This is a genomic window from Shewanella sp. W3-18-1, assembly GCF_000015185.1.
Taxonomy (GTDB): domain Bacteria; phylum Pseudomonadota; class Gammaproteobacteria; order Enterobacterales; family Shewanellaceae; genus Shewanella; species Shewanella putrefaciens.
Genome location: NC_008750.1, coordinates 2,319,851 through 2,345,725, shown reverse-complemented (window position 1 = coordinate 2,345,725; position 25,875 = coordinate 2,319,851). Strand labels below are relative to the sequence as shown.

Annotated in this window: 30 protein-coding genes, 1 tRNA gene and 1 pseudogene; 20 read left to right on the top strand and 12 right to left on the bottom strand. The window is 45.9% G+C overall.

Translation table 11 applies throughout. The features are described from left to right. The first annotated feature begins 87 nt into the window (after positions 1-87). The 4 genes from SPUTW3181_RS10555 (at position 88) to SPUTW3181_RS10540 (ending at position 3,211) form a co-directional block, all read left to right on the top strand. The gene (locus SPUTW3181_RS10555; RefSeq protein WP_008983527.1) at positions 88-708 is read left to right on the top strand and encodes a glutathione S-transferase family protein; all 621 of its coding nucleotides are present in this window, start codon (positions 88-90) and stop codon (positions 706-708) included. Positions 709-755: 47 nt separating this feature from the next. Beyond that, on the top strand, positions 756-1,424 hold the full coding sequence (locus tag SPUTW3181_RS10550; RefSeq protein WP_008983528.1) for a cupin domain-containing protein: 669 nt from the start codon (positions 756-758) through the stop codon (positions 1,422-1,424). Between the two features lie 44 nt (positions 1,425-1,468). Beyond that, complete coding sequence (locus SPUTW3181_RS10545; RefSeq protein WP_008983529.1) at positions 1,469-2,053, top strand: TetR/AcrR family transcriptional regulator; 585 nt, start codon at positions 1,469-1,471, stop codon at positions 2,051-2,053. Between the two features lie 75 nt (positions 2,054-2,128). Further along, positions 2,129-3,211 carry an aldo/keto reductase gene (locus tag SPUTW3181_RS10540; protein WP_008983530.1) on the top strand — a complete coding sequence of 361 codons (1,083 nt, stop codon included), beginning with the start codon at positions 2,129-2,131 and terminating at the stop codon, positions 3,209-3,211. 175 nt (positions 3,212-3,386) lie between these two features. On the opposite strand, the gene SPUTW3181_RS10535 is transcribed toward SPUTW3181_RS10540, so the two are convergent. The 3 genes from SPUTW3181_RS10535 to SPUTW3181_RS10525 form a co-directional block, all read right to left on the bottom strand. Then, complete coding sequence (locus SPUTW3181_RS10535; protein WP_008983531.1) at positions 3,387-3,878, bottom strand: PaaI family thioesterase; 492 nt, start codon at positions 3,876-3,878, stop codon at positions 3,387-3,389. Then, positions 3,875-4,360, bottom strand: coding sequence for a PaaI family thioesterase (locus SPUTW3181_RS10530; protein WP_008983532.1), 486 nt, complete (start codon positions 4,358-4,360; stop codon positions 3,875-3,877). Before SPUTW3181_RS10530 ends, SPUTW3181_RS10535 begins: the two co-directional genes overlap by 4 nt. Before the next feature lie 406 nt (positions 4,361-4,766). Further along, positions 4,767-5,939, bottom strand: coding sequence for a DNA-binding protein (locus SPUTW3181_RS10525; protein WP_011789339.1), 1,173 nt, complete (start codon positions 5,937-5,939; stop codon positions 4,767-4,769). Between the two features lie 267 nt (positions 5,940-6,206). Between SPUTW3181_RS10525 and SPUTW3181_RS10520 the strand changes: the two genes are divergently transcribed. The 9 genes from SPUTW3181_RS10520 (at position 6,207) to SPUTW3181_RS10480 (ending at position 14,685) form a co-directional block, all read left to right on the top strand. Beyond that, positions 6,207-6,482, top strand: a complete 276-nt coding sequence (locus SPUTW3181_RS10520) for a DUF1778 domain-containing protein (protein WP_040291339.1) — start codon at positions 6,207-6,209, stop codon at positions 6,480-6,482. Continuing rightward, positions 6,483-7,001, top strand: a complete 519-nt coding sequence (locus SPUTW3181_RS10515; RefSeq protein WP_008983535.1) for an N-acetyltransferase — start codon at positions 6,483-6,485, stop codon at positions 6,999-7,001. Positions 7,002-7,016: 15 nt separating this feature from the next. Next, entirely contained in the window at positions 7,017-8,267 is a 1,251-nt protein-coding gene (locus SPUTW3181_RS10510) for a site-specific integrase (RefSeq protein ID WP_008983536.1), read from the top strand. Between the two features lie 9 nt (positions 8,268-8,276). Continuing rightward, entirely contained in the window at positions 8,277-8,822 is a 546-nt protein-coding gene (locus SPUTW3181_RS10505; RefSeq protein WP_008983537.1) for a hypothetical protein, read from the top strand. A gap of 61 nt (positions 8,823-8,883) precedes the next feature. Further along, positions 8,884-9,564: a hypothetical protein gene (locus SPUTW3181_RS10500; protein WP_011789337.1), complete on the top strand. Its 681-nt coding sequence runs from the start codon at positions 8,884-8,886 to the stop codon at positions 9,562-9,564. Positions 9,565-9,706: 142 nt separating this feature from the next. Continuing rightward, the gene (locus SPUTW3181_RS10495; protein ID WP_008983539.1) at positions 9,707-12,682 is read left to right on the top strand and encodes a Tn3 family transposase; all 2,976 of its coding nucleotides are present in this window, start codon (positions 9,707-9,709) and stop codon (positions 12,680-12,682) included. A 380-nt stretch (positions 12,683-13,062) separates the two neighbouring features. Beyond that, positions 13,063-13,683: a hypothetical protein gene (locus tag SPUTW3181_RS10490; protein ID WP_008983541.1), complete on the top strand. Its 621-nt coding sequence runs from the start codon at positions 13,063-13,065 to the stop codon at positions 13,681-13,683. A gap of 107 nt (positions 13,684-13,790) precedes the next feature. Then, positions 13,791-14,045 (top strand): hypothetical protein, encoded by a 255-nt coding sequence (locus SPUTW3181_RS10485; protein ID WP_008983542.1) that lies wholly within the window; start codon positions 13,791-13,793, stop codon positions 14,043-14,045. Between the two features lie 127 nt (positions 14,046-14,172). Next, positions 14,173-14,685, top strand: coding sequence for a zinc chelation protein SecC (locus tag SPUTW3181_RS10480; RefSeq protein WP_227498152.1), 513 nt, complete (start codon positions 14,173-14,175; stop codon positions 14,683-14,685). A gap of 42 nt (positions 14,686-14,727) precedes the next feature. On the opposite strand, the pseudogene SPUTW3181_RS10475 reads toward SPUTW3181_RS10480, so the two are convergent. Then, positions 14,728-16,195 (bottom strand): annotated as a pseudogene (locus tag SPUTW3181_RS10475) (DUF3369 domain-containing protein); the annotation flags it as partial. A 172-nt stretch (positions 16,196-16,367) separates the two neighbouring features. Here SPUTW3181_RS10475 and SPUTW3181_RS22125 point away from each other — a divergent pair. Beyond that, positions 16,368-16,598: a hypothetical protein gene (locus tag SPUTW3181_RS22125; protein WP_011919310.1), complete on the top strand. Its 231-nt coding sequence runs from the start codon at positions 16,368-16,370 to the stop codon at positions 16,596-16,598. Positions 16,599-16,731: 133 nt separating this feature from the next. On the opposite strand, the gene SPUTW3181_RS10465 is transcribed toward SPUTW3181_RS22125, so the two are convergent. From SPUTW3181_RS10465 to punC, 3 genes are all read right to left on the bottom strand, one after another. Then, positions 16,732-16,980 (bottom strand): hypothetical protein, encoded by a 249-nt coding sequence (locus tag SPUTW3181_RS10465; RefSeq protein WP_011789336.1) that lies wholly within the window; start codon positions 16,978-16,980, stop codon positions 16,732-16,734. 225 nt (positions 16,981-17,205) lie between these two features. After that, positions 17,206-17,296 (bottom strand) — tRNA-Ser (locus SPUTW3181_RS10460). An 80-nt stretch (positions 17,297-17,376) separates the two neighbouring features. Further along, positions 17,377-18,651: a purine nucleoside transporter PunC gene (punC, locus tag SPUTW3181_RS10455; RefSeq protein ID WP_011789335.1), complete on the bottom strand. Its 1,275-nt coding sequence runs from the start codon at positions 18,649-18,651 to the stop codon at positions 17,377-17,379. 115 nt (positions 18,652-18,766) lie between these two features. Between punC and punR the strand changes: the two genes are divergently transcribed. The 6 genes from punR (at position 18,767) to SPUTW3181_RS10425 (ending at position 22,001) form a co-directional block, all read left to right on the top strand. Continuing rightward, the gene (punR, locus tag SPUTW3181_RS10450; protein WP_041408179.1) at positions 18,767-19,669 is read left to right on the top strand and encodes a DNA-binding transcriptional activator PunR; all 903 of its coding nucleotides are present in this window, start codon (positions 18,767-18,769) and stop codon (positions 19,667-19,669) included. 238 nt (positions 19,670-19,907) lie between these two features. After that, positions 19,908-20,567: a Bax inhibitor-1/YccA family protein gene (locus SPUTW3181_RS10445; RefSeq protein ID WP_011789333.1), complete on the top strand. Its 660-nt coding sequence runs from the start codon at positions 19,908-19,910 to the stop codon at positions 20,565-20,567. A gap of 60 nt (positions 20,568-20,627) precedes the next feature. Continuing rightward, positions 20,628-21,017 (top strand): sulfurtransferase complex subunit TusD, encoded by a 390-nt coding sequence (tusD, locus tag SPUTW3181_RS10440; protein ID WP_011789332.1) that lies wholly within the window; start codon positions 20,628-20,630, stop codon positions 21,015-21,017. A 14-nt stretch (positions 21,018-21,031) separates the two neighbouring features. Next, positions 21,032-21,388: a sulfurtransferase complex subunit TusC gene (gene tusC / locus SPUTW3181_RS10435; RefSeq protein ID WP_011789331.1), complete on the top strand. Its 357-nt coding sequence runs from the start codon at positions 21,032-21,034 to the stop codon at positions 21,386-21,388. Beyond that, the gene (tusB, locus tag SPUTW3181_RS10430; protein WP_011789330.1) at positions 21,388-21,669 is read left to right on the top strand and encodes a sulfurtransferase complex subunit TusB; all 282 of its coding nucleotides are present in this window, start codon (positions 21,388-21,390) and stop codon (positions 21,667-21,669) included. Before tusC ends, tusB begins: the two co-directional genes overlap by 1 nt. Beyond that, entirely contained in the window at positions 21,663-22,001 is a 339-nt protein-coding gene (locus SPUTW3181_RS10425) for a TusE/DsrC/DsvC family sulfur relay protein (protein WP_011789329.1), read from the top strand. The genes tusB and SPUTW3181_RS10425 overlap by 7 nt, the downstream gene beginning before the upstream one ends. 92 nt (positions 22,002-22,093) lie before the next feature. On the opposite strand, the gene SPUTW3181_RS22235 is transcribed toward SPUTW3181_RS10425, so the two are convergent. Genes SPUTW3181_RS22235 through lolA form a run of 5 tightly spaced genes read right to left on the bottom strand, consistent with a single transcriptional unit; the run spans position 22,094 to position 25,872 of the window. Continuing rightward, the gene (locus tag SPUTW3181_RS22235) at positions 22,094-22,216 is read right to left on the bottom strand and encodes a hypothetical protein (RefSeq protein WP_011789328.1); all 123 of its coding nucleotides are present in this window, start codon (positions 22,214-22,216) and stop codon (positions 22,094-22,096) included. A gap of 17 nt (positions 22,217-22,233) precedes the next feature. Beyond that, entirely contained in the window at positions 22,234-23,520 is a 1,287-nt protein-coding gene (gene serS / locus SPUTW3181_RS10415; protein WP_011789327.1) for a serine--tRNA ligase, read from the bottom strand. Between the two features lie 18 nt (positions 23,521-23,538). Then, positions 23,539-23,913 carry a fluoride efflux transporter CrcB gene (crcB, locus tag SPUTW3181_RS10410; RefSeq protein WP_011789326.1) on the bottom strand — a complete coding sequence of 125 codons (375 nt, stop codon included), beginning with the start codon at positions 23,911-23,913 and terminating at the stop codon, positions 23,539-23,541. Continuing rightward, positions 23,906-25,237, bottom strand: coding sequence for a replication-associated recombination protein A (locus SPUTW3181_RS10405; protein WP_011789325.1), 1,332 nt, complete (start codon positions 25,235-25,237; stop codon positions 23,906-23,908). The genes crcB and SPUTW3181_RS10405 overlap by 8 nt, the downstream gene beginning before the upstream one ends. 8 nt (positions 25,238-25,245) lie before the next feature. Further along, complete coding sequence (gene lolA / locus SPUTW3181_RS10400) at positions 25,246-25,872, bottom strand: outer membrane lipoprotein chaperone LolA (RefSeq protein ID WP_011789324.1); 627 nt, start codon at positions 25,870-25,872, stop codon at positions 25,246-25,248. Between the last annotated feature and the right edge of the window lie 3 nt (positions 25,873-25,875).

Sequence of the window (25,875 nt, the reverse complement as noted above, 5' to 3'; positions counted from 1 at the left end):
ACGAGAGAATATAATTGCTTCTTGTCTAACTACCTACCAGAAGGTAGAATGATCATCAAATGGTTATTAATCAATAGAGGTGTTCAAATGAAAATTTATGAAACCACAGGGTTTCCGAACCCACTTCGCGTTCGCATCGCCCTTGCGGAAAAAGGTGCCACCAACAAAGTGATATTTGTCCCAGTAGATGTAATGGGTGGTGAACACAGAACCAGTGCTTTCAAGGCAAAAAACCCTGATGCCACCGTACCATTATTAGAGCTGGACGATGGCACCTGCATTGCGCATTGTAATGCTATAACCGAATACTTGGACGGTATCTTTGACGGACCATCCCTTACAGGCACGTCACCTAAAGAGCGTGCAGTTATCGCGATGATGAATATTCGTGCTGAATCCGGATTGATGAATGCGGTGGGCGCGTATTTTCACCACGCAACTCAGGGCCTAGGGCCAGATCTTGAGACATGGCAATGTCCTGACTGGGGTAGCAAGCAGAAAGAAGTTGCCCAGTTGACCATGATCTATCTCGACGGAGTACTCACAGAAAGTGACTTTGTCGCAGGTAATCGTTTCACGGTAGCGGATATCACAGCTTATGCTGGACTAGTATTTGCGGAGTTTGCCAAGGTTGAAATTCCCGAGAACCTACGCGCTCTTAAGGCCTGGCGTGACCGGGTAGCGGCCCGACCGTCGATTAATGGCTGATATTTGTATTTTATGGCTTGTCAGACGAATTAACAAAAGGACATAGCATGGAAATAAATGCAGATATCACAAAACCCGTAGTTATTGATACCGACCAGCTGCTTTGGTGTCCTTCGCCAGTGAAGGGGGTCGAGCGTAGAATGTTGGATCGCATCGGTGACGAGGTGGCTCGTGCCACCAGTATTGTGCGTTATGCGCCAGGCAGCCAGTTCTCTGCGCATACTCACGTTGGTGGCGAGGAATTCATCGTACTTGACGGGGTGTTTCAGGACGAGCACGGGGATTATCCCTCAGGAACCTATGTTCGGAATCCTCCGACGACATCTCATGTGCCCTGCTCTGCCGAGGGCTGTACAATTTTTGTCAAGCTCTGGCAGTTCGATCCTGAGGATCGAAATCAATTCAAAAAAAACATGGAAGCGGAACTGAATGCGTCAGTGGAGGGGGTTGCCACCTCGCTTCTACATGAGGACGGGCGAGAAGCGGTGACATTCCACAAGCTTGACTCCGGCGCTACTTTGAATTCTAACGCAGTCGGCGGGATTGAGATGCTAATACTGGACGGCGAAGTCATGATAAACGATGATGTATTGAGTAAGAATGCTTGGCTGCGCCTACCCGAGGGAGAAGCGTTGTCAGCAAAAGCTGGGGGCCTTGGGGCGAAAATCTGGATGAAGACTGGGCACCTTCGGTTTGTCAGGGCCCCCGAGGTGTAATTGACCGGGGCCTAAACACTAACTACATCAACCATTAGATATTTATGAACCGTGATACAAGAACAACCCTGCTTGACATCGCAGAGTACAACGCTCGGTCAAGGGGCTTTGATGGGTTTAGCTATGCCGATCTTGCTGTAGCCGTTGGCATTAGAAAGGCTTCCATTCATTATCATTTTCCGACTAAGGCGGATCTATCCGATCATCTGATCGCTCGGTATCACACCAGTTTGAAAGAACGCCTAGCTGAAATAGAGAACGACCATCTTAGCGCTGACGAACGTCTGATGGCTCTCATTAGATTATACCGAGAGGCACTGAATGGAGGCCAAACTGTCTGCCTTTGCGTTGCGTTTTCAATATGCCGAGAACGCATTTCCGAAAAGGTTGTGATTCGGGTTGGTGCGGTTCGAGCAATGCTGCTGAAATGGATTAAATGCATTTTTGAACTGGGTCTGAAAGACAGGTCCATTTCGCTCATTACTGCTCCCGAAGAAGAAGCCTGTGCGACATTAGCAATGTTGGAAGGAGCTCACCTAGCGGCTCGCACAGCACAAGACCCGGCATCGTTCGATGCTGCAATACAAATGTTGCTGGGTAGATGCCGACAAAGTGCTCGGAAAGAATAATTGATTGACATCTGAGTTCTAATGAAAAGACCCGACAATAAGTCGGGACATTAACCTGTTATAAAGAGGTGTAACATGACTACTGATAAAATACCGAACTTCGAACAAAATCATATACGCTACAAAGCTCTCGGAAACTCCGGATTGATGGTCTCTGAACTCTGTCTTGGAACCATGACCTTTGGTGGTGACGAAGATATTTGGGGTCTAATTGGGCAACTAAGGCAGGAGCAAGCTGACGAGCTTGTAAGAATAGCCCTGCAGGCCGGCATCAACTTCATCGATACGGCTAATATTTATGGTCTCGGCGCTAGTGAGCTTATCGTCGGGCAATCCTTGAAAAACCTCGGTGTTCGCCGAGAGGATGTCGTTTTGGCGACCAAGGTGCTCGGCCCTATGGGCGAGGGGCCCAATGCCCGTGGAGCGTCCCGTGGCCACATCATGAACGAGTGCAAGGCAAGCCTAAGTCGTTTGCAAACTGACTATATCGACTTATACCAGATCCATGGCTTTGATCCGGCCACTCCAATCGAAGAAACGCTGGAGGCACTCAACACCCTGGTACAACAGGGGTATGTGCGTTATGTAGGCTTGTCCAACTGGGCCGCTTGGCAGGTCATGAAGGCCATCGGTATTAGCCAGGCCCGAAATCTGTGCCCAGTGACGTCGCTGCAGGCCTACTATACCCTAGTTGGCCGCGACCTGGAGCGGGAAGTTATCCCCATGCTATCGTCGGAAAAGGTAGGGTTGATGGTGTGGAGTCCACTAGCCGGTGGTTATCTTTCCGGCAAATACGAAGGTCCTGACGTGTCCGAGGAGAACCGTCGTGCCAAATTCGATTTTCCTCCAGTTAACCGTGAACGGGGCAGAGACATTATAAAAGTAATGCGTGAGGTGGCCGACGGAAAGCAGATTGACGGAGAACCGGTCAGTGTGGCTCAAATTGCACTAGCCTGGTTACTTCACCAAGAGTCTGTCTCCAGTATTATCGTTGGTGCCAAGCGACCAGAGCAGCTGAAAGCCAATATCCGGGCCGCACAGATCCGATTCTCTGATGACGAGCGTAAAGCTCTGGACGAGGTGAGTCGTATACCGGAGGAGTACCCGGGCTGGATGATGGAAATGATGGCCGGGTACCGAAATCCTTCTAAGTTCTGAATTCGATGGTGATCCTCTGCACACAATTCGCTGCGCCCTAGCGGCGCAGCCGTTCAATTAAGTTCTGAATTCGATCGTGACCCTCTGCACACAATTCGCTGCGTCCTAGCGGCGCAGCGGTTCAATGATGAAAATCGTGAGCGACCAGAATTCGCAGTGTTCAGGATTGAAGCCCTTATGAGTCATGAAGTTCTTCTTGTTCGGCGGCGATTGTCGGGAGTAACAACTGAACCTGACCACTAGCGATCGGTTTGCTTTTATCGTTCTGCCAGCAGGTCACACTGACCAAGCTGGACCGCCTGCCTTGCCGAACAATTTCTGCGCTCGCGAAAGTCGATTGGGCCTTCGCGGAACGAAGATAGTTTACGTGGCTGTCGATGATACGCGGGCAACGTTTATCTCTATCTTTGCTCTGTGCAGCCACCCGAGCGGTGAGTTCAATCAGGGCTCCAACTACACCTCCATGGAGGGCTGGTAGCATGAAGTTGCCAATCAGCGTTTCATTACACGGCAAGTAAACCAATACAACTGCATCACCGCACTGTACCTGAAGTCCAAGGTGCTGTGCGTAGGGAATACGCTCCAACAGAGCTTTCCAGTCAGCACATTTCTCCCTACTTTCTGCAGCGCGCGATCTTTGTTGTGCCAAATCATCTGTCTTACTCATACGCTGTTCTTCTTTAATCCATCTGAGTGGAATTGCTGTCCATGAGTGTTTCTCATGAAGGTGGCCTTTGCCGTAGCCAATAATTCGCTATCAGCCTCGCAGAAAATGTCGCAATCAATGAACGCGACCTGGTCTGTTAAATGACGACAGGTAGCTACAGCCAACAGGGCTCGGTCGCCGTTGGCAGGCCGCAAATAATCCATGCGCAGATCCAGCGTAGCAATGGGCATCAACTCCATGGCCCCTGCAATTACGGCCAAGCCTCCGGCGGAGTCTGCCAGCGAATAAAGTAAGCTGGTGCAGATTTCTTTCGTATCCTCTTGCGCGAACATCCATGACTGTGGAGTCAGACGCATACGGACCTGGTCTCGGTCTACCGAGACGACCTGAATGCCGAGAGCTCTAGCGTGAGGAACCTGCTCAGTGAACTGGCACGCAGCCGTAACAACATGACTGTGCTGGAGTCTGCTTAGCTCGTTCATCAAAGCTGCCCAGCTAGGTATGTATTTCTTGCAGGCGCGGAAGTTTTGGAGATCAGTTGAATTCTATAGGTCATGAAGATAGCGTTCTCTTGTGGATAACGTTGTTTACGGATTCTGGTTGGTTAACTGATCAAAAGTCAAACACTTTGTTGAACTAAACAAAATGGTATCGGCGCAATTGATTACGGTCATTGCAATGAGCCTTACCGCAAGCTTATCGTCAAAATGCGTTAAAAACTGATCCTGATGAAGATAGCGGTTACTCAGCTGCCTGTGTGTGGGGTGAATTTTAATACCAATTTGGTTGAGCAGTTTTTAGTGTTGTGATGCATTGATGGATAACTACTGGTTGTGCTGCATTATATGCAACTGGCCGACAATGGCCAGTTGCAATGATAATGCTAGGTCATGCCAGTCTCAGGATCCTGTCTGGTAAGGTATAGGTCTCGCCGTCAAAATTTACAGAGTATTTCACAGTGCTGCCCTTTTTCACGCAGCGCTCGACCTGGCCAATGCGGTCATATAAGGCATGATCAGCATCGACCACAATAACGTCTTCGCCCTTGGCATATTGAGCCGGCGTCGAAATGGCGTTGACTGTGGAGAATGTCTGCCAGAGCTGCTGCTGGGTACTGAGCGACGCTGACAAAGCCGCTTTTTCCTGCAGCCAGGCTTGCTCATTTGCCTGCAAACTGGCGACTTTAGCCGCCGCTGCCGCATACTGTTGTTGCAAGTCTTCGTGTTGCTTTTGCAATCTGTTTAGCTCGGTATCTTTACGATATAGTTGCTGCTCCGTTTGTTGTTGGCTGTTCTGGCTCCCCAATAATTGTTGCTCAATCTTGCTGACCGACTGTGTGGCGTGATGCAATTCCGCCGACTGTTGCTGTGTTTGTTCTTTTAAGGTTGTACATTCCTGTTGTTTAACGCTCAACGCTTGGTGGCTTAACCGTAACTCGGCCTGTAGTTGTTGTACCTGATGATCATGCCTGTGCTGCTCTTGTTCCCGTTGCGTTTTCACAGACTCACGATAATGCTCAAGAGCATGACGGGCATGAGTATGCTTCTCTTCCAGCGACTGAATATGCTTTTCCTTATCCTGGATTGTACCGCTCAGATGGCGATTTTCCGAAGTCATAGAAGACAACTGCAGCGCATCCTCATGACGGGCATGTTTCAGTTCTTCAATCTGCGCTAAGGCTTCGCGGTGTTGGTGTTCCAATTTATCCCGATGTTCACTGATGGCCATCAATTCCTGCCGTAGCACGTCAAGTTGTCGTTGGCGCTCTGCGATCACGAGATGATGCCGCTCTTCCGTAGTCTTAATGCGCTGCATGGCCTCTTCCTGGAGGCGCTGTGCTAAATGGCCCACGAACTGGCCTAATTCGTCACTTAGCGCTGAAAGGTTGTCAAGACGTCCTTTCTCATCGACTTCAAGCTCTCTCAAGTACTTCAAAATCGTGGTATTCGACCCGGAGCCTAACTCTGACCGAACCAGTTCGACAGATGGGTGGCGTCCTTGCGCAATGAGCTCGTTCCGAACCTGCTGAACCTGATGCTTGGTGATCCCGTCTCTGGCCATGGTTGCCTCTTAATCGTAATATTACGTAATATGTAATTACATAATATTACGATATCCATAAATTGCAAATAATCGACATAATTTAACCCCTGATAATAGGGCATTATCAGGGGTAATGGCAGATCAGAGCTCCAAATAGCCTTTCGGCCATACATAATGGCGTGCGGTACCGGGCAAAACACAGCCGGCATTATCACGCTTTTTCTTGCGGCAATATGCCGTACAGGTCTATACTGTGCAGGTCTTTTTTTGTACAGAGGGGATATCATGACAACAGTACTTCGAGAGCGGATCGAAATGCGGGTGGATGCAGAAACCAAGCAATTGGCAGAACGCGCTGCAGCTGCTTCAGGCTGCGCATCCCTGACGGAGTTTATGGTTCGTCTTATTCGTGACAATGCCCCACAGATCCTGCAGGCTCAGGCAGCCATTGAATTGACGTCAGCCCAGTTTGATCAGTTTATGCAGGTATGTGAAGCGCCACCCACGCCGCATGCTCGCTTAAAGGCGGCGGCAGCCCGACTTGACCATGAGGGGTTTTAATTGGCCTTGGCAGCGGAATTTGTGCTGCTGGATGCAGCCCTGCATGATTTAAAAGGGTTTGATTGTGGCAAAGCAAGTCTTAATGACTACCTGAGCCGGTACGCAGTGCGCAATAGCGGTTTGGGTTTGAGCCGGACCTGGGTACTGACCGAACAGGCCGAACACGGTAAACTACCGATCGCTGCCTATTATACTCTGGCCAGTAGTACGGTGGCACGGGAAGAGCTGCCTGCGCAGAATAAATCACTGCCGACGTATCCGGTGCCGGTCGTGCTGCTGGCTCGACTGGGCGTGTCTGTTCACTATCAGGGGCAGCAACTAGGAGCTAAAACACTGGTGCAGGCACTGAGGACAGCTCTTGAACTGGCCGATCGGGGCTTACCGGCCCTGGGCGTAGTCTTGGATGTGTTGGATGATGCGACCCTACGATTTTATCAGCACATGGGCATGTTTATGCCGCTGACCGACCAACCGCAACGATTGTTTGTGCCGATGGGCACTATTCGACAACTGTCTTAGTACGGAGGTGGCCTGGTGAGTAAAGTTGATCGTTATTTACAGGCTGCCACACGCGAACATACCCGGCGTAGTTATCAATCGGCGGTCGAACATTTTGAAGTTGCCTGGGGGGGCGTGTTGCCGACCACCGCCACGGAGTTGGCCCGCTACCTGGCGCATTACGCCGATACACTGGCTATCACGACCTTAAAGCAGCGGCTGGCCGCGCTATCCAGTTGGCATCAGGCCCAAGGCTTTGCCGACCCCACCAAAGCTCCGTTGGTTCGTCAGGTCTTAAAAGGGATCCGAGAACTGCATCCGGATAAAGCGAAACAAGCTAAACCGTTACAACTCAATGTGCTTGAGCAGATAATTGGCTATCTGGATCAGCAAGCACTGCAGGCCCAGCAGACAGAAAACTATGCCAAGCACCTGAGAGCCGTTCGTGATAAAGCCTTGGTGCTGATGGGATTCTGGCGTGCCTTTCGCAGTGACGAGCTCAGTCGTCTTCACATCGAACATCTGGAGTTCGTGCCAAATGAAGGGATGATCGCCTATCTGCCGCGAAGTAAGACGGACCGGACCAATCAGGGCCAGGCTTTTCGATTACCTGAGTTGCAGCGGCTATGCCCGGTCGACGCCTGCCGGCAGTATTTGGTGTTACTGCAACAAGCGGCCGGCCCTTTGTTTCGCGCAGTCAATCGCTGGGGCATGGTCTCTGAGTCGTCCCTACGCGCCGATAGCATCATTCCGTTACTTCGACACCTTTTGCAACAAGCTCAGGTGGGCGACGCGGCACTCTATAGCAGCCATTCGCTGCGCCGGGGCTTTGCAAACTGGGCTAACCAACAAGGGTGGTCCCTGAAGCAACTCATGGAACACGTCGGATGGCGCGATGTAAAGTCTGCGATGCGCTATCTGGAATCAAACGATCCTTTCTCTCAACAGGCAATTGACCAAGCTTTGGCGCTACCCGCACCGAGCCAAGTGCAAAATCAGTTAAAGACACATGTCCTGGAATTACGGCTTCATCTTCAGCCTTACCATCAACGTGGACGAAGCTCGGCCGCTCGACAGCATATAGAACGGTACTGTCTGAAACCTTACGCCATGAGTAAAGGAAGCCAGCAAGAGAGTTATTTGTTGACGATGCAGGCGCGGGATCACGAGGAACTGGATGGCATAGTGGATGACCTGTTACTACAGCTCCATGATGCCGCCAGAGCGCATCAATGTATGGTCGAAATTACACTGAAAGAGCAAGCTACTGGGCAGCAATGGGATTAAGAGGTGGATATGGATTGGATGGACGCTGGTAAGGTTGGTCTTTCGAGCGCGGCTTTTGGCATATCCTGCTTAGCGCTCTGGATATCTCATCGAAATTGGCTGCGCAGTAATTGCCCAATAGTGGTCGCATGCATAGAAACAGCGACAGCTCAAGATGAAGCGTTCATTGCCTATAATCTGGTTGTGGTGAACACCGGCAACCGGCCAGCGGTGAATGTGCGGCTTTACTGCGAGGACTCCGATCTTGAACAATGCATTCAGCCTGGGCCCCATGCAGGGAAAAAGCCGGGGTCCACATGGACTCATGTCAAAAAATGTTTTCAGGAGGACGCCGAGATCCCGGTGTTGCTGAACGGCAAGTCTGTGTCGAATTCTTTTGGGTTTACTGGAGTGAATCAACAATCGTTTTGGAAATACAATTCTCGATTGAAAATCACACTGCGATATGCTGATTTGGATGGAACGAACTATCGCAAAGAGCTGATTTTACTGATTAAGGATTCTGTGGCTTTTGCTGGTGGAATGTGGTCCATGCCGGAAGAAACCAAGAAATAAGCATGGTGCCAAAGACGATCCATTTTCAGAGGGTAATCGTTTCATAAGACTGAGGTAAAATATGACTGATCCTGATACAACGCAGAAATCACAGGTACTCTGTAAGCATTGCTGTCACCCAATCCCTCATGGCGCACGAATTTGTTCGATATGCCGCTCTTACCAAAACTGGTTCAGTTTTATCCCATTTTCTAGCACGATACTTGCGCTTCTCACTGCACTTATCTCTGTCATGGGTATTGTGATACCGTTACTGTATGGCATTTTTCACACCCCACAGTCCGAGGCTTCACTCACAATGCCTTCGATTGATGGGACCACTCTTCGTGTGACTGCTGTCAACACGGGAGATGCGTCTGCATCACTGATCCGAGCATGGTTCAGCAGTGATTTGTTAGCAGGTGCCACCAAAGTGAAACTGCGAAACGACGACGATGCGCTGCTGCCACCTGGGCATAAATTACTTGTCTTTGATATTATTCCGCTCTTAGATGAGCAAGGCTCTTATCAGCACTCGCTTGAAATGATGTCGTATATCACTCAAAACAAACCGGGGCCATCTACGAAGATTCGTTTTCATGTGCTCCAGTCTGACGGTCGTTTTGCCATTCAAGAGTTTGCTCTAAGTGCAGACGACCTTTTCAAATTGTTCAGAGCCAATGCAGACAGATGTTCAGCAATAGAGAAAGTTAACTTCGAAAACGGCTGTATTGGAGCCGGAGTACCAGCAGAGGAGCCATAATCCAACGTAGCCATCCATCTAACGTTTCATCTATTTAATTTCATTTAATGCACTGAAATAAACAAAGAAATCGCTATTGAAATTAATACGCTGGTATGTTGTTCTGGACACCAAAAGAGATGCACGATGTGAAGGATGATCAATGGCGACAGTTGCTCAAACCGCATACCCGACCTTACCGGCGAATTTTTCTCTCAAGCTCTTAAACAAACAGTATCAACCGACCAACTACGAACTGGAATGGCTCAGTGCTATCAGAAAACCCATCCAGCGATTGGGGTTTCTGGTGCAACTGAAAACGCTACAACGGCTCGGGTATGTAGTGTCCCCCCTTGACTGCCCAGACACCTTAATCAAATACCTTGCAAAATTAACAGGCATCACTACGCTGCCTTCTGCGAAGGACTGGGCAGCCTATATTAAATCGACCGCCAGAACCAAACATCTTGCGCAGATACGCGAATTTGTCGGTGTCAAATTGCTGCAGGAAGCCGATTGGGCATGGTTGAAAACGGTGGCAAGGCGTGCCGCACTGGTTAAAGACGCCGTTAATGACATCCTCAACGTCTCGCTGGAGGAGCTTATCCACCACCGGTTTGAGCTGCCGGGGTTTACTCGTCTACTGCGCTTAGCAAGAACTGCCAGAAATGAAGTGAACACTGAATACTACCGGGCCATTTACGATGAGTTGCGACCGGAATCCATAGCCGAGTTGGACCAACTCCTGATCAAAGATGTCAATGAAAGTTACAGCGCCTGGCAGCGGTTAAAGCGAGAACCCAAAAAGCCGAGCGCCAGAGAGATCCGTTCCTACATTCAGCATGTGACCTGGCTAAAATCGCTCAGTGAGCAAATGCCACAAATACGCCTCCCCGCGACCAAACTGAGTCAGTTCATGCTGGAGGCCCGTGCATTGGACGCCAAAGATATGCGGGAACTCAAGCCCCTAAAGCGTTATGCGTTAGCGGTGCTCCTTATCCGGGGTCAGCATGGGAAAGCACTGGATGATGTAGCAGACATCATGATCCGTATTCTGCGGGGACTGGAGAGTGTCGCAAAAAAGAATTACGACCAGCATATTTTGAACCGGCAAAAGGAAAGCGAAGCGCTCGTTCGTGGTTACTTTGATGCCATGGCGGCGTTTGGTAGCGAAGGCACCGCGGAAGAGCGAATTGACGCTATTCAGAAAACATTTTCACCGGACTTGACCACCCAAATGGCGAAGTGTCAGGAATATCTGGCGGCAGTAGCCCATGGTTTTTTACCATTTATGCTGCAGCCTTATCATCAGAAACGGTCCTTGCTGTTTTTGTGTCTGGAAGCCATGGAGCTTCGCAGTACCTCAACCGATCAGAGCACCATTTCACTCATTGCCAACCTACAGTCACTGCGGAACAGTCACAAAGAAATGCTGCCAGTATCGCAACTGCAATCGGATGAATTCGATCTGCTTACACTTCTGTCTCCGCAATGGCAAAACATTATCAGACGTGACGTGGCAGGAAATGCCCTGTATCACCGCAAACTATATGAACTGGCGTGCTTTTCTATGATCCGGCGAGAACTTCAATCAGGGGATTTGCATGTGGTACACGCCAGGGAATATGACGATTACCGAGAGGATTTGGTCAGTTGGGAGGAGTACCAGCAGGAAATTGATCGCTATGCGCAGGAAGTTGAACAGCCCGTTAATGACGCTGAGCGATTTGTCACCGAACTACAGCTGGAGCTCAGTGAGTTGGCCACGACGGTGGATCTCACATTCCCTGGTAATAGCCATGCCCAATTTATCGATGGACGCCTTAGTTTAAAGAAAAGCAATACTGCACGACCTGTCGCAGCTGTCCAGCGTTTAGACACCGCGATTGTCGATGGGATGGAGCCCTCAAGTATTGTCGATATTCTGACCGATTGCGAGCACTGGCTTGAACTGCACAAGTTGATACACACAGCTGCCGGCAACCAAGTGAAAATTGAATTTCCGGAGCAGCGTTTTTTAACCACACTGTTTTGCTACGGTTGCAATTTAGGGCCGGCTCAAACTTCCCGCTCAGTTAAAGGCTTTACACAAAAGCAAGTTGCCTGGCTTAACTTGCGCCATGTCACTGAAGAACGCTTAGAAAAAGCGTTGACCAAAGTCGTCAATGCATACAACCAGTTTGATTTACCGAAGTATTGGGGCTCCGGTAAACACGCCTCTGCAGATGGGACTAAATGGGAGCTATATGAGCAGAATTTGATGTCAGAATTTCATATTCGATACGGTGGTTATGGCGGTATTGGTTATTATCACGTGTCGGATACCTACATTGCATTATTCAGCCATTTTATTCCTTGTGGTACCTATGAAGGGGTTCATATCCTGGACATCGTGCAGAAAAACGATTCAGACATTCAACCGGATACGCTGCATGGTGATACACAATCCCAGAGTTACACAGTGTTTGGATTGGCGCATTTATTGGGGATAAAACTGATGCCCCGGATCCGAAACATTCAGGATTTGAGTTTATACCGGCCAAGCAAAGACACGAAATACCAGCACATTGATGCCTTGTTCAAAGGCTCTATTGATTTCGACCTGATCCAGGCCAGGTTACCAGATATGCTGCGGGTGGTTGTCTCCATCAAACTCGGCAGAATCACGCCGTCGACACTGCTCAAACGCTTAGGGACATTCAGCCGGAAGAACAAGTTGTACTTTGCGTTTCGGGAGCTGGGACGGTTGATTAGAACCATGTTTTTGCTCAATTACATAGATAACCACGAGCTTCGTCAGCTCATCCATGCTGAAACCAACAAATCGGAAGCCTTCAATAACTTCACCAAATGGTTATTTTTTGGCAACGATGGGATCATTGCTGAGAATATTAGGCATGAGCAGCAAAAAATAGTGAAATATAATCAACTTGTTGCCAATATGGTGATCCTGTATAACACGGAAAAGATGACAAAACTCCTCAAGAAACTGGCTGAAGCAGGTCATGAGGTTACGCCAGAAACGTTGGCCGGTTTGTCACCTTACCGGACATCTCATATTAATCGGTACGGGGATTATCACATCGATATTAACCGGAAAACCGAACCATTGGATTTTACTGTCAAAGTCATTGAGTAGACGTTTGGCGAAGGTGAAAATAGTGACAGAACTTCATGAGCTTAATCGGCTTGCGTCTAAGCGGCTTCAAGACCATATTGAGAAACATCGTCAGATGCGTATAAACTCAAAAAGTTAAAATTAACCGTTGCCATGATCATGTTCGCAGAGACATTCTTCGCTAAAGCGCATTCGGGTCAGTATGTCTTTCCAATCGCCTTTCCGACCTTTGTAGAGTTAGATGCGCTGGTCATTCCTGAAACACGAGCGGTATTAAATGACCTTGTCGATGAGTTCTCAAGCGGGTTTTGTATTGTCCATCAACATGAACGGATCCGGGAAGAACTGGTGCAGCTGACCTCAGCTCAATGGAACGTGCACAAGGCCGCATCTGATTATTTATGCAGTCCACTGGAACTGATGAGGAATTGTCTTACCCCACGCTTCCTGCATTTGTCACTGCCAGTATCGACCAGAACACTTTCAACAAGGCGTGGTTTGATGCGATGACGGAATTGCCCATGTCCGCGCAGTTGAAAGTGGCAGCGACGGCACCTGACGAGAAATGGAATAATGAACTTGGACTTACATCGCTCAACGAAGCCAAAATCAAATATCAGGGCGACGTCGGCACCCTAAAACAGACAATTTTTGTGGAGCTAAAAGGCTGTATTGAAGCCTGGGCAGACATTGAAGGACAGGCCATTGAACCAAAAATTGTGGCTGAAATGGCGTGCTACATCATGGCAATCTGGCAGTCGGATACTTTTTATTTAGCCTTTCCAACACTGCGAGTGTTGATTGCTTTGCATGGGAGTCTACGCACTGATCCAAACCGACGCTTTAAAAGCGGGGATTTAAATGATTTTTCCGTTGCAGCAGATGCGCTATCAATCTGTGATGTGTTTCTAACCGACAGGCGCTTAGCAAATCTAATAAGCTCAGAAGAGCTTGATTTGGGAACACTGCTTGGCTGCCAAGTTATCCATGGCTTTGAGGCAATGGCCAACTATTTTAGCTAATCCGGTAAATTGGGCTAAAAAATAACGACCGAAAACATGCTAAAACGGCATGTAAAGCTTAATAGTCATATACTTATGTGATAGCAATAATCAAAAAGGACAGAAAAATGGAAGATGAAGTATACGCCATAATAGCCCCTTGGGCAGGCATTCCAACCTGGTACACCGGTCACCAATTGGATCAGAATCGTTTTGCCAGTGTCATGGATGACTTGCACAGTCGTTTTGGTCCGGGACTTGATATGAAAGTTTTTGAGGCTGCGTTACGACGGCACGCAGAGCAAACTCCTACAATGCTTGGCGCTCCAGATAACTGGGATCCCGTAATAAGAGAGTTTGCAGTGTTGGCAAAAAACTATTAAGGGGGCGTTGTGAGCAACTCAAACACTCCGCAAACCATTTCAAAGCAAGTCAAATAGGTTAATATCAAAGTTAAACCTGAAGGCACCACCGGTTTATGTAAAAGTGCAGCCTGAACCAGGGGCGATAGTGAACGAATGTTTTCCGAATGTAGAACGCATAGTTCTCTCAAATGGTGGAAAAATGCTATGTGGATGGCAGATTTGGGAATGGCCTAATGTCATGATAGAAGCTGAATTTCATGCTATTTGGCAAAATCCAAAAGGGGACTGGGTCGATATCACACCGAAGCAAGATGAAGAACAGACTATTTTGTTCGCTCACACCCCAAAGCGGCCATATGACGGCAAACGTGTTGATAATGTAAGACTCGCGTTACGTGATGACATCATCATTCATCACTTTATCCAAATATCTGAACTTCTCAGCAAAGCTTTACAGGATGGCCGCGAATTCGAGTACGGTTTTATAACTGTACCTGAAGCAAAAATGAAACCACTCATGGAAGCCAAAAGATTTCTATTGGGGGCGCTAAAAGCGGGGTATAGAGATCACGATACGTGTTGTTGCAAGAGTTCTATTAAATACAAGCGATGCTGCGGAAAGGAAATTCAGAAATATATTTCTGAATCAGTTAGATAATATACTTTTCATGAAAAATTTCCAGAATCCCGGCTAACCCTCTATACGCGCAAAAATATGGATCTCATCTTGCTTTAGGTTAGATGGATAGCCTGAACCATCATATTTTTCATGGTGTTGAAGTGCAATAATGGAAGCAGCCTTAAGAATAGGGCGCTCAGAGTTGGCTAAAATTTGATGACCAATATTAGGGTGCTGACGCATGATTTGCCATTCATCATCATTTAACTTACCAGGTTTAAGTAACACAGCATCAGGAATCGCGATTTTACCAATATCGTGCATAGGTGATGCTCTACGTAGTAGATCTGCATCGTATTCATTTAATCCCGCCAGCAAAGCCAGTTGTGCACAATATTCAGCCATACGTTTAACATGATTTGCCGCTTCTTTAGAACGACTTTCTACTACATCCCCTAAACGGAGGATCAGCTCCGATTGAGTATCTTCTACCTCCTGATTAAGTAGCAAGTTTTCAAATGCGATCCCGACATTAATAGCAAAAATATCAATCAGCTTCTTATCAAGTATCTTCTACCTCCTGATTAAGTAGCAAGTTTTCAAATGCGATCCCGACATTAATAGCAAAAATATCAATCAGCTTCTTATCAAGATCATCAATCTTATTAATACCATCCATATATAAGAGATTAATAAGACCACTTTTGGTTGGGAAATAACCCACAAAATAGTTATCTTCATACAGACAACGCTTCTGTGCTAAAGCACTACGTAGGAGTTTATCTATACGCTCTGGCAGTATCGTTTTAGCCGAACTATTCGCAAACTGTCCTGTTCCCGCCAGAATTTCAATGCCAGCACAATCCACATGACCACTAATTGCATCCATAGCGTTACAACTTAGTAGGAGTGTTTCATTATCTAAGTTGAGGAGTGTAGCGACTTGAGTCAACAGGCCATCAGCAAACTTATGCAATGTTCTTAACTCAAATAACCCTGCAGTCGCTTCAAGTACACGCTCTAATCCCATACGATGACTTAATTGAGCGCGTCTTGCTTGTTCAATTTCCATAATATCGCGATAAGAACGCAGGGCAGAGTAGACACTGGTCATCAACTTACGGGAGTCCAACTCAGATTTTGCTTTATAATCATTGATATCATAATTGACTATCACATCTTCTTCTGGAGCTTGTCCAGGTTGCCCAGTTCGTAAGATTAAGCGAATTGTCTTATTATGCAATTCTTCACGGATCCATCTGATTAGTTCTAATCCCGCATGATCACTTTCCATGACAACATCAATAAAAGCTATTGCAATATCTTGTTCTTGCCTGAGTAATGCCTTCGCTTGCTCTCCGCTGTAGGCATTGATAAAAGAGAGTGCACGGCCATCTAGTCTAAAACGAGATAGCGCAAGTTTAGTTACAGTATGAACATCAGGTTCATCATCAACGACAAGCACCTTCCAAGGAGGACCACAGTCTGTGATGTCTGCCGATTTTTTACCCGAAAAAAGAGGATTTTTCTTTGCAATATCAATAAGCATCCAACACCTCTACCATATAAAAATATTGCGCACAGTAAGAGTGTAGTAGATACCTTTAAAGACGAGATAAAAATAATGAATAAAGTGAATTAAACAAGCACATCTCATTTGTTGATAATAATTATCATTTGGTATTATTATAAATAAGCAAATTACTGAATGGACAAGAACAATGACTGAACGCATAAACTTATCAATTACTGAAAGAAAACTCGCTCAGTTAATCCATGATGGATACTTGTGTGCGGCTGACTTCTCATGCCTAGATTCTCAATCCAAGCAGAAAGTATGGCAACTTTGCCTTATCTGTTGTAAGAAGAGGATTTTTTGCGATCAATGTGCAAATCAAGATTGCTCCCAAATAGGGCTTCGGATTAGCACTAAATCGGGAGATATTTTATAGTGGTAAACATTTGACTACATTGCTTTAGTCATAAATCATCTTTGATGGTAGTAGGTCAATGTAACTTAGCTTGGTAATTTCTTTCATAACAATGCTAATGCGTTGATAGGTAATAATACTATCAATTAGCAATTTAACATAATATACATTGTGCGCAGTTTTGTGTGGGAGGGCTTGGGATGCCGATAACGTCACTTAAACGATGTCTAAAGGGTTCTTCTGGCGTGACTCTGCGTAGTTCGCCTTGGCAATGTGGGCACTGGATAAATATCGAGTCAAAATCATCGTACCACCAAGGCTTATTACAGTTGTTGCACTGTAGTTCTGGCTTGTCGTTGCGGTCGACGATACTGGTGCCACCATCATAAGGAATGATTTGCATCAGGCTGTTTCCTTCACCAAGTGCAATTGACTGGCATCATATGCGGCAAGTGAACCATAAAGCGCGTTTTGATGTGCAATAAGCTGGGCACTTAAATTCTCTGAAAGTAACTGAAACAAAGCCTGCTTTGGATTTTCTTATGCCTGCACTTCAAATCAATAACTAAGAAATAAGCACTAGAAATGCAAAAGGCCGCTAATTGCTTAGCGGCCTTTTGACTAAATATGGCGGAGGAGCAGGGATTTGAACCCTGGGTGGGCTATAAACCCACGCCGGTTTTCAAGACCGGTGCATTAAACCACTCTGCCACCCCTCCGAACGACGCGCATAATATAAGTAAGTCTATTGGCTGTAAAGCGCTAACTCTTAATTATGTGCCAATTGTTGTTATTCCACTCAATCCGCTGGATTTTGCTTCACATCAGACATAATACCTACACGAGCAGGATCTGGCTTAGTAAAATGTTTAGCAACATCGCCCCACTCTTTCTGACTCTTAAGTATATAGCCGACTACAACTAAGATGGCGCAACATAGGATCCCCCAACCAATTGCTACTTCACCAAGGCTTGCCCACATAGCGACTAAGCTTGATGCACCAAAGGCAATACTGATCTGTAAGAAATTCTGTAATCCTGCGGCCTTAGCTGCATTTTGACTAAACTGCTGTAGCGCACTATTAACGACTATTGGGTAAATTGCACCATTAGCGGCCGCTAAAATAGAGAAAGAAATCAGCAGTGGGAAAATGGAGCCTGCGGGATAAATCAGCGTAAACATGATAATGGAAATAACACAGACCGCAAAAATCGATAATAGAATGTTCAGTGTTTGAGTTGCGCCAATACGTTTTATCAGTAACTTACTTGCATAACCACCGAAAATAAACATGATAGTTTGTGGAATGAAGCTTAGTCCTATTTCAGTCGCTTGATAACCATGCATTTCCATCACAATCGGCCACACAGTTAAATAGGCAAAGAAAGCACCAGAACAAGCGCCGAAGATCACTACGTTGCCTAAATAGCGGGTATTTTTCAAAATTTGCCCATAAGATACAGCGGCATGCTCACTATGTTTATGCTGATGCTTGTTGCTAGGTACAAAGTACAAAGTCATTAACACAAGCATAAAAGCGATAACACACAAGGAGATAAAGATTGCACGCCAGCCTAATTCGTTCAGAATATAAGCGCCAAGGATCGGTGCTAATGCAGGCGATAATGCAACCAGTGGCATAATGTTACTAAAAATACCTTGGGCTTTATCGGCATCATATTGTTCAACGACAATGGCTTGCCATATAACCCCTGCACTACAGGCACCAATGGCTTGGAAGAAGCGCGCGATATTGAGCATTAGGATAGAATCACTGTTGGCAATAAACACGCTAGCAATGGCAAATAAAACAAGGCCAAAGATCAGTGCCCAACGCTTGCCAATTTTATTGACTAAGGGCCCGTAAAGCAGTTGACCCAGTGCTAGACCTGCTAGGAAACAGGTTAACGACATTGCCACCTGCGATGGTGTGCTGCCCAATGAGCCTTCAATTGCTTTGAAAGCAGGCAAGTACATGTCAGTGGCAATAAAACCGAGCATGCTCAACATGGCCAAATAGAATAAAAACATAAAGAACTTTATGTTTACAAAGGTGTTACTAGACGTTTTCATAAAATAATCGGGTCGGATTGACTAAAGTGTGCAGTCTAATGACTTGTTAAATCTATTGGAAACGTTTATTTTTGACTTGTGTTATCAATTATTTTCATCGGAACGGACATCAGGTATGCTCTCAGAACAAGCGCTAGAACTCATTGATATTGTGGCTCGTGTAGGTAGTTTCACCGCGGCGGCGAATCGGCTACATAAAGTGCCCTCTGCCGTGAGCTATGCGGTCAAGCAAATAGAAGAAGAACTTGGCGTCATTCTTTTTGAGCGCCATCATCGCAGCGTGACCTTAACCCTTGCTGGTGAACATTTTGTTAAGCAGGCCAGAGCTTTGCTCACACAGATGGATGAGATGAAACGTGGCACTCAACGCGTCGCGAACGGTTGGCAACCTACTTTGTCCATAGCCCTTGATAATATCGTCCGCGCCGACAGGATCAGCGTATTAATTGCTGACTTTTATCGACACTTCCATGATATTGAATTGATTATTCGTATTGAGGTCTTTAACGGTGTTTGGGAAGCGCTCGCCACAGGCCGCAGTGATATTGCTATTGGTGCGACAACCGCAATTCCTGTTGGTGGCGTTTATCAGTATAAAGATATGGGGGATATTAAATGGGCCTTTTTAGTCAGCAAGAATCATCCTCTCGCCAATATTGATCGGCCATTAAGTGACGATGAGCTGCGCCCTTTCCCTTCGATTTGCCTAGAAGATACTTCACGGGAAATTCCAAAACGCATGACTTGGCTCCTTGATAATCAGCGCAGGCTTGTTGTGCCTGATTGGATTAGAGCAATCAATTGTTTCCGTGAAGGTTTAGGCGTAGGTTATATGCCAGTGCATTTAGCAAGTGTGTTTATTAAAGCAGGAGCCTTAGTCGAGAAACAGTTAGAAAATCCCAAACTGGCTAGTCCCTGTTGTCTTGCATGGAATGCCGATAAAATGTCACCTGCCCTCAGTTGGGTACTTGATTATTTAGGTGATACAGACAAGCTTCATCGAGAGTGGTTAGCCTAATACTAATATATGTGTCTAAATTAACCATACTCATGGTCTGCTGTTCTTTAGCTAGATCACCTTATATTTTAATAAAATCAATATTAACAACTTGTTGTGTCGAACTGTGTACTTTTACCTATACCCTAAGTAAGGTATCATTAAATCGGCTCCACATCAGTGTAGGTGTATTACGGGAACTAAACCTTCCGTCAAAAATCAAAATGATCAGCTTAGCAATGTGTCAACGGAGAAGAATATGACTCAAGAAACACTGTACTCGACGAGTACGTCAACATTGGAAGTGAACAAACTTCTTAAAAACACTTATATGCTGTTATCGATGACGCTCGCTTTTTCTGCACTATGTGCAGGGTTGGCAATGATGCTCAATATCAGCCCATTAATGTCAATTGGCTTGTCAATTGGTGGTCTAGTGCTACTGTTTGTGACATTACGTAAAGCTGAATCTGCTGCGGGTATTTTCTGGATTTTTGCTTTTACAGGTATGGAAGGTGCATCGCTGGGCTATATGCTAAATCACTATGCAGGTATGGCAAGTGGTCCACAGCTGATCATGCAAGCACTAGGTTTAACCTCAGTCATTTTTGTTGCCTTATCAGCTTATGCGTTAACCACTAAGAAAGATTTTTCATTTTTACGAGGTTTTCTGTTTGCAGGTTTGATTGTTGTCATTGCTGCTGCGGTGATTAATATTTTTGTGGGCAACAGTGTCGCCTTTATGGCCATTAACGCAGGGCTTGCGCTGTTAATGACGGGGTTTATCCTGTTTGATACTAGCCGTATCGTTAATGGTGGTGAAACCAATTATATTCGTGCAACTATCTCCTTATACTTAGATTTTTTAAACCTATTTATTGCTATTTTGCACCTGATGGGCATCGGCAACGATGACTGATCCCCTTTTGGATTAACTTACGTTAGAATGGCCCTACTTTAAGGGCCATTTTTATTATTGATGAGCAAATTTATTATCCAAGTGAACGGGCCGGCCTATGGCACATCGGCAAGTGTAAATGCCCTACGCTTTACTCAAGCTGCATTACTTAGCGGCCATCAAGTGTTATGTGTATTTTTTTATCAAGACGGAGTTTATAACGCAACCGATCTTAGTTTACCCGCCTCTGATGAGTATAATGTTGTAACGCATTGGCAAGACTTGGCGGCACAACATCAGTTACCTTTAGTTAATTGTGTCTCCGCCGCACTTCGTCGCGGTATTGTGAGTGAACAAGATGCCAGTGAAAATGGACTAACCCACTGGAATAGCAATAAATCCTTTATCATGGGCGGTTTAGGTGAACTCATAACAGGTATTGAGTCTGCCGATCGCTTGATTCGCTTTTAATCTTCGGAAATGTTATGAAAAAATTGTGTATCCTGTTCCGAAGTGCCCCTTTGGGAACCGTTAAAGGCCGCGAAGGATTAGATCTTGCGCTGCTCAGTGCCAGTTTTGAACAAGATGTCAGCTTAGTTTTTGTCGATGAGGGCGTATTGCATCTGTTAAAAGAAATGCAACCAGAGCTCATTGGTGGTAAAGATTATATTTCGACCTTTAAGGCATTGCCGCTCTACGATATTGAATCGGTTTTTGTGTGTAAGCAATCCTTAGCCGATTACGGCTTAAGTCATGGATTACTGTCGATCCCGGTCACAGTGGTCAACGATGAAGCCATTTCGAATCACTTAAAATCGGTAGATGAGGTCTTAGTATTCTAATGATTTTACATCATATTCAAACATCTCCTAACCAAGATAATGCACTTAAACTTTGCCTACGTTATGCCTGCAAAGAAGATGCTATCTTACTGTCGAGTGATGGCGTGAATGCTTTGCTATTACGACAATGGGCGATGGCATTATCGCCCTTCAAGTTGATGGTCTTAAAAGACGATGTTGTCGCACGCGGCCTATCCGAACGTTTAAAGAACGTGATGCTTATCGATTACAATGAGTTTGTGGCTCAATCATTACTCCATGACAAGGTGATAACGTGGTAAATCCATTGCAATTTAATGGCACAGAAATCATCCGTGACCATCAGGGTTATTTAAAAGATCTCAACGATTGGCAACCGGAGCTGGCTTTGTTGCTCGCTGAGGAAGAGCAAATTGAACTGACGCCAGCACACTGGGAGGTCATTCACTTCGTTCGAGATTTTTATATAGAATATAAAACGAGCCCAGCCATTCGAGTGTTAGTCAAAGCCATAGGCCAAGCTCTGGGGCCAGATAAAGGTAATTCAAAGTATTTGTATACCCTGTTTCCAATAGGACCAGCCAAGCAAGCAACTAAGATCGCAGGGTTGCCCAAACCGGCAAAATGTATCTAATATTGGGCATCTGAGACTAGAGCGCACAAATGAAACAAAAAGGCATGTTCCCTTGGAAACATGCCTTTTTTACCTGAAAAAAATTGATAGGGTTATTTGACGTTTTCTAACACAACCCAGATGGCCTTACCTACAGTTGCCAGCATCACTGCACAAAATACAGCGATAATTGCTGTATAGGAAAGCCAACGAAGATAACGTTGACTTTTATCCATAGCGTCGCGCGAATACCTTAACCGATTTGAGTTAACCCACCCATATAAGAACGCAATGCTTCTGGTATAGTCACACTGCCATCAGCATTCTGATAGTTTTCTAATATCGCCACTAAGGTACGGCCAACAGCCAAACCAGAGCCATTTAATGTGTGTAACAAAGCGGGTTTATTATCCGCTTTAACACGGTAACGCGCTTGCATACGGCGGGCTTGGAAATCCTTCATGTTTGAGCAAGAAGAAATTTCACGGTAGGTATTTTGTCCTGGTAACCAGACTTCGATGTCATAAGTCTTGCTTGAGCCAAAACCCATATCACCCGTACATAACACAACTGTACGATATGGTAGTCCTAAGCGTTGCAGTACAGTTTCGGCATGATTTGTCAGCGTTTCAAGTGCAGCCATTGAGTCTTCTGGTTTGACTAATTGAACGAGTTCAACTTTATCGAATTGATGCTGACGAATAAGACCACGGGTATCTTTGCCGTATGATCCTGCTTCGCTTCGGAAACATGCGGTATGTGCTGTTAGCTTAATCGGTAACTCGTCTTCATCGACTATACTGTCACGCACTAAGTTAGTGAGTGGCACTTCTGCTGTAGGGATCAAACTTAACCCTTGACCTTCTTCGGTGGCGGGTTTGGTATGGAATAAGTCTTCACCAAACTTCGGCAATTGGCCTGTGCCAAGTAAACTCGCTTCATTAACCAGCAATGGCACATAGGCTTCGGTATAACCGTGCTCAGTCGTATGCAGATCCAACATAAACTGACCTAAGGCGCGATTTAATCGGGCGATTTGGCCTTTCATTACGATAAAACGAGAGCCGGTGATCTTAACCGCGCTTTTAAAATCTAAACCGTTTAAGCCTTCGCCCAAGTCAATATGATCTTTGATCGGGAAATCAAAACTACGTGGTGTGCCCCAACGGCGTACTTCGACATTCTGTGTTTCATCGGCACCAATTGGCGCAGATTCATCTGGCAGGTTAGGCATGGACATCGCAATCGCATTCACTTCTTCCAATACAGCTGCCAGCTCTAATTTTTTAGCATCGACTTGAGAGCCTAAATCCCCCACTTGTGCCATGATCGCGTCAACATCTTCACCGCGGGCTTTGGCTTGTCCGATGGATTTAGAGATGGCATTACGCGCCGCTTGCAATTCTTCAGTAGCCACTTGCAACGACTTACGTTTTTCTTCTAATTGAGTAAGATGAGCGACATCTAAAATAAAGCCTCGAGTGGCCAATCGCTCCGCGGTAACAGCTAATTCGTTGCGTAAAAATTTAGGATCTAACATGTGATATATTCTTAATAGTTAAATGCGTGAAAAAACCAGTTGCTGACCTAAATAAACCATAAATAAACATAAACTTAGGTTCAACACCACATTCAAAATCGCCTTCAGCCAATCTCCTTCTTGCAACAGCAATAAGGTCTCATTAGAGAAAGTCGAAAACGTTGTTAACGCGCCTAATAGGCCAACACCTATTAGCGCTTTCAGTTCTGGGCTGATATGACTCATTTGCCCCAGAGCGTATATCACGCCCATAAAAAATGAACCAATAACATTGACCACCAGTGTACCAAAAGGAAAACTGCTGCCAAATACTTGGATCATGAATATTGAAATAAGATAACGAAAAACCGCCCCAATTGAACCACCTAATGCAACTAATAATACGTTAGTCATAACGTTTGTTCTCACTGACTTGGTCTAATTGGGTTAATTGTATCAATTTATCCTTAATCCGCTTTTCAAATCCACGCTCAGTGGGAAAGTAAAACTGGGCCGTTTTTAGGGACTCAGGGAAATAATTTTCACCACTGGCATAGGCATTAGGTTCATCGTGAGCATATCGGTACCCTTCCCCCATACCTATTTCTTTCATTAACTGTGTTGGTGCATTACGTAAATGGTGTGGAACACTCTCTTGACCAGTTTCACGAGCCAGTGCCCTAGCCGCTTTAAATGCAGTATATACAGCATTACTTTTAGGAGCGCTCGCCAGATACACTATGGCCTGTGCAATCGCCCTCTCACCTTCTGCAGGTCCAACGCGATGGAAACAATCCCAAGCATTGAGCGCAATTGTCATTGCAGCAGGATCGGCATTGCCCACATCTTCAGAAGCGATCGCAAGTAGTCGCCTTGCAACATAGAGTGGATCGCCACCACCTTCTAAAATCCTGCAATACCAGTAAAGTGCGGCATCGGGTGCAGAGCCACGAATGGATTTATGTACCGCAGAAATCAAATCGTAAAATTGATCGCCATTTTTATCGAATCCGGCAACTTGGTGTCCCGCCACTTGCACGAGCATTTCAAGGGTAAAAGTGTCGTTATCACTTACCATATCACTCATTAACTCAAGTAAGTTGAGCGCCTTACGCGCATCACCATCACAAAGTTGAGCAAGTTTGATGAGCACACTCTCAGGCATTTCGAGTTGCCGCAGACCAAGGCCACGCTCAGTATCGGCCAAGGCTTGGGTCACGATATGCGCTATCTCATCATTACTTAAGCGCTTGATAAGATAAACTCTCGCCCGCGAAAGTAAGGCATTGTTGATTTCAAACGAGGGATTTTCGGTAGTGGCGCCGATAAAAATCACTGTGCCATCTTCAATAAAGGGCAAAAAAGCATCCTGCTGACTTTTATTAAAGCGATGGACTTCATCGACAAACAATAAGGTACGTTGTCCACGGGATTCCGCGATAGCTTTTGCCTGTTCAATGGCCGCCCGAATCTCTTTTACGCCAGAGGTGACCGCTGAAATACGCTCAACATGTGCATTAGAATACTGGGCAATTAATTCAGCGAGCGTTGTTTTGCCTGTCCCTGGTGGCCCCCACAACATCATGGAATGAGCACGCCCGGCTTCCAATGCTTTACGCAGGGGTTGACCTTCACCTAACAAATGAGCTTGACCAATATATTCGGCTATTGACCTTGGCCGCATGCGAGCGGCGAGAGGTCGAAAATCAGGGGCAAAATTAAATGATAGACTACTCACACTCTGACCTAGTTAAGCGTTTTAAGACGCTGATCATCGATATCGACATTCTCAGGTAAAACAAACTTAAACAACGCCTTGTCTTCAGTTGTGATGACTTTTTGATTGCTTAAATCAAACTGGCTGAGATTTCCTTTGTCATCAAGTACATTGAACTTAGTCAGTTGTGAATTTTTAAAACACACACTCACAGTCACAATGCCCGAATCAATAGCTTTAGGTCGAATGTCATAACAATCTTGCTTTTTGGTCACCGAATACTGTGACCAAGTGGTGTCATCTCGGTGAACTAATAATGCAATAGGTGAGGCATTGATTGCCTCTGCAAAATCCATAATCACCACTTCCTCGGCAAAAGGATTGTAAATCCACAAATCTTTTCCATCAGCGACGATTTGTGATTCATCGGGTGAGGTTAAGTGCCAATAAAATTGGTTTGGATGTGCTAGAGCTAAGATACCAGAGCCAGTTTGGATAACTTTTTTGTTCACATCGGTCACGGTTTGCTTAAAATCCGTCTTGAGTGAGGCCGTGTTAACCAGTGTGTTCCTAAGTTGCTGCGCATCATCAGCAAAAACAGCAGTGCTATATAATAAAGGTGACGTTAACATCACTGCGCATAAAAGGTTTTTCATCTT

What these genes read in the sequence shown, in the direction of transcription:
- SPUTW3181_RS10555 (WP_008983527.1), top strand. Translation starts at nt 88, where the DNA reads ATGAAAATTTATGAAACCACAGGGTTTCCGAACCCACTTCGCGTTCGC.
- SPUTW3181_RS10550 (WP_008983528.1), top strand. Translation starts at nt 756, where the DNA reads ATGGAAATAAATGCAGATATCACAAAACCCGTAGTTATTGATACCGAC.
- SPUTW3181_RS10545 (WP_008983529.1), top strand. Translation starts at nt 1,469, where the DNA reads ATGAACCGTGATACAAGAACAACCCTGCTTGACATCGCAGAGTACAAC.
- SPUTW3181_RS10540 (WP_008983530.1), top strand. Translation starts at nt 2,129, where the DNA reads ATGACTACTGATAAAATACCGAACTTCGAACAAAATCATATACGCTAC.
- SPUTW3181_RS10535 (WP_008983531.1), bottom strand. Translation starts at nt 3,878, where the DNA reads ATGAGTAAGACAGATGATTTGGCACAACAAAGATCGCGCGCTGCAGAA.
- SPUTW3181_RS10530 (WP_008983532.1), bottom strand. Translation starts at nt 4,360, where the DNA reads ATGAACGAGCTAAGCAGACTCCAGCACAGTCATGTTGTTACGGCTGCG.
- SPUTW3181_RS10525 (WP_011789339.1), bottom strand. Translation starts at nt 5,939, where the DNA reads ATGGCCAGAGACGGGATCACCAAGCATCAGGTTCAGCAGGTTCGGAAC.
- SPUTW3181_RS10520 (WP_040291339.1), top strand. Translation starts at nt 6,207, where the DNA reads ATGACAACAGTACTTCGAGAGCGGATCGAAATGCGGGTGGATGCAGAA.
- SPUTW3181_RS10505 (WP_008983537.1), top strand. Translation starts at nt 8,277, where the DNA reads ATGGATTGGATGGACGCTGGTAAGGTTGGTCTTTCGAGCGCGGCTTTT.
- SPUTW3181_RS10500 (WP_011789337.1), top strand. Translation starts at nt 8,884, where the DNA reads ATGACTGATCCTGATACAACGCAGAAATCACAGGTACTCTGTAAGCAT.
- SPUTW3181_RS10495 (WP_008983539.1), top strand. Translation starts at nt 9,707, where the DNA reads ATGGCGACAGTTGCTCAAACCGCATACCCGACCTTACCGGCGAATTTT.
- SPUTW3181_RS10490 (WP_008983541.1), top strand. Translation starts at nt 13,063, where the DNA reads ATGCAGTCCACTGGAACTGATGAGGAATTGTCTTACCCCACGCTTCCT.
- SPUTW3181_RS10485 (WP_008983542.1), top strand. Translation starts at nt 13,791, where the DNA reads ATGGAAGATGAAGTATACGCCATAATAGCCCCTTGGGCAGGCATTCCA.
- SPUTW3181_RS22125 (WP_011919310.1), top strand. Translation starts at nt 16,368, where the DNA reads ATGACTGAACGCATAAACTTATCAATTACTGAAAGAAAACTCGCTCAG.
- SPUTW3181_RS10465 (WP_011789336.1), bottom strand. Translation starts at nt 16,980, where the DNA reads ATGCAAATCATTCCTTATGATGGTGGCACCAGTATCGTCGACCGCAAC.
- punC (WP_011789335.1), bottom strand. Translation starts at nt 18,651, where the DNA reads ATGAAAACGTCTAGTAACACCTTTGTAAACATAAAGTTCTTTATGTTT.
- punR (WP_041408179.1), top strand. Translation starts at nt 18,767, where the DNA reads ATGCTCTCAGAACAAGCGCTAGAACTCATTGATATTGTGGCTCGTGTA.
- SPUTW3181_RS10445 (WP_011789333.1), top strand. Translation starts at nt 19,908, where the DNA reads ATGACTCAAGAAACACTGTACTCGACGAGTACGTCAACATTGGAAGTG.
- tusD (WP_011789332.1), top strand. Translation starts at nt 20,628, where the DNA reads ATGAGCAAATTTATTATCCAAGTGAACGGGCCGGCCTATGGCACATCG.
- tusC (WP_011789331.1), top strand. Translation starts at nt 21,032, where the DNA reads ATGAAAAAATTGTGTATCCTGTTCCGAAGTGCCCCTTTGGGAACCGTT.
- tusB (WP_011789330.1), top strand. Translation starts at nt 21,388, where the DNA reads ATGATTTTACATCATATTCAAACATCTCCTAACCAAGATAATGCACTT.
- SPUTW3181_RS22235 (WP_011789328.1), bottom strand. Translation starts at nt 22,216, where the DNA reads ATGGATAAAAGTCAACGTTATCTTCGTTGGCTTTCCTATACAGCAATT.
- serS (WP_011789327.1), bottom strand. Translation starts at nt 23,520, where the DNA reads ATGTTAGATCCTAAATTTTTACGCAACGAATTAGCTGTTACCGCGGAG.
- crcB (WP_011789326.1), bottom strand. Translation starts at nt 23,913, where the DNA reads ATGACTAACGTATTATTAGTTGCATTAGGTGGTTCAATTGGGGCGGTT.
- lolA (WP_011789324.1), bottom strand. Translation starts at nt 25,872, where the DNA reads ATGAAAAACCTTTTATGCGCAGTGATGTTAACGTCACCTTTATTATAT.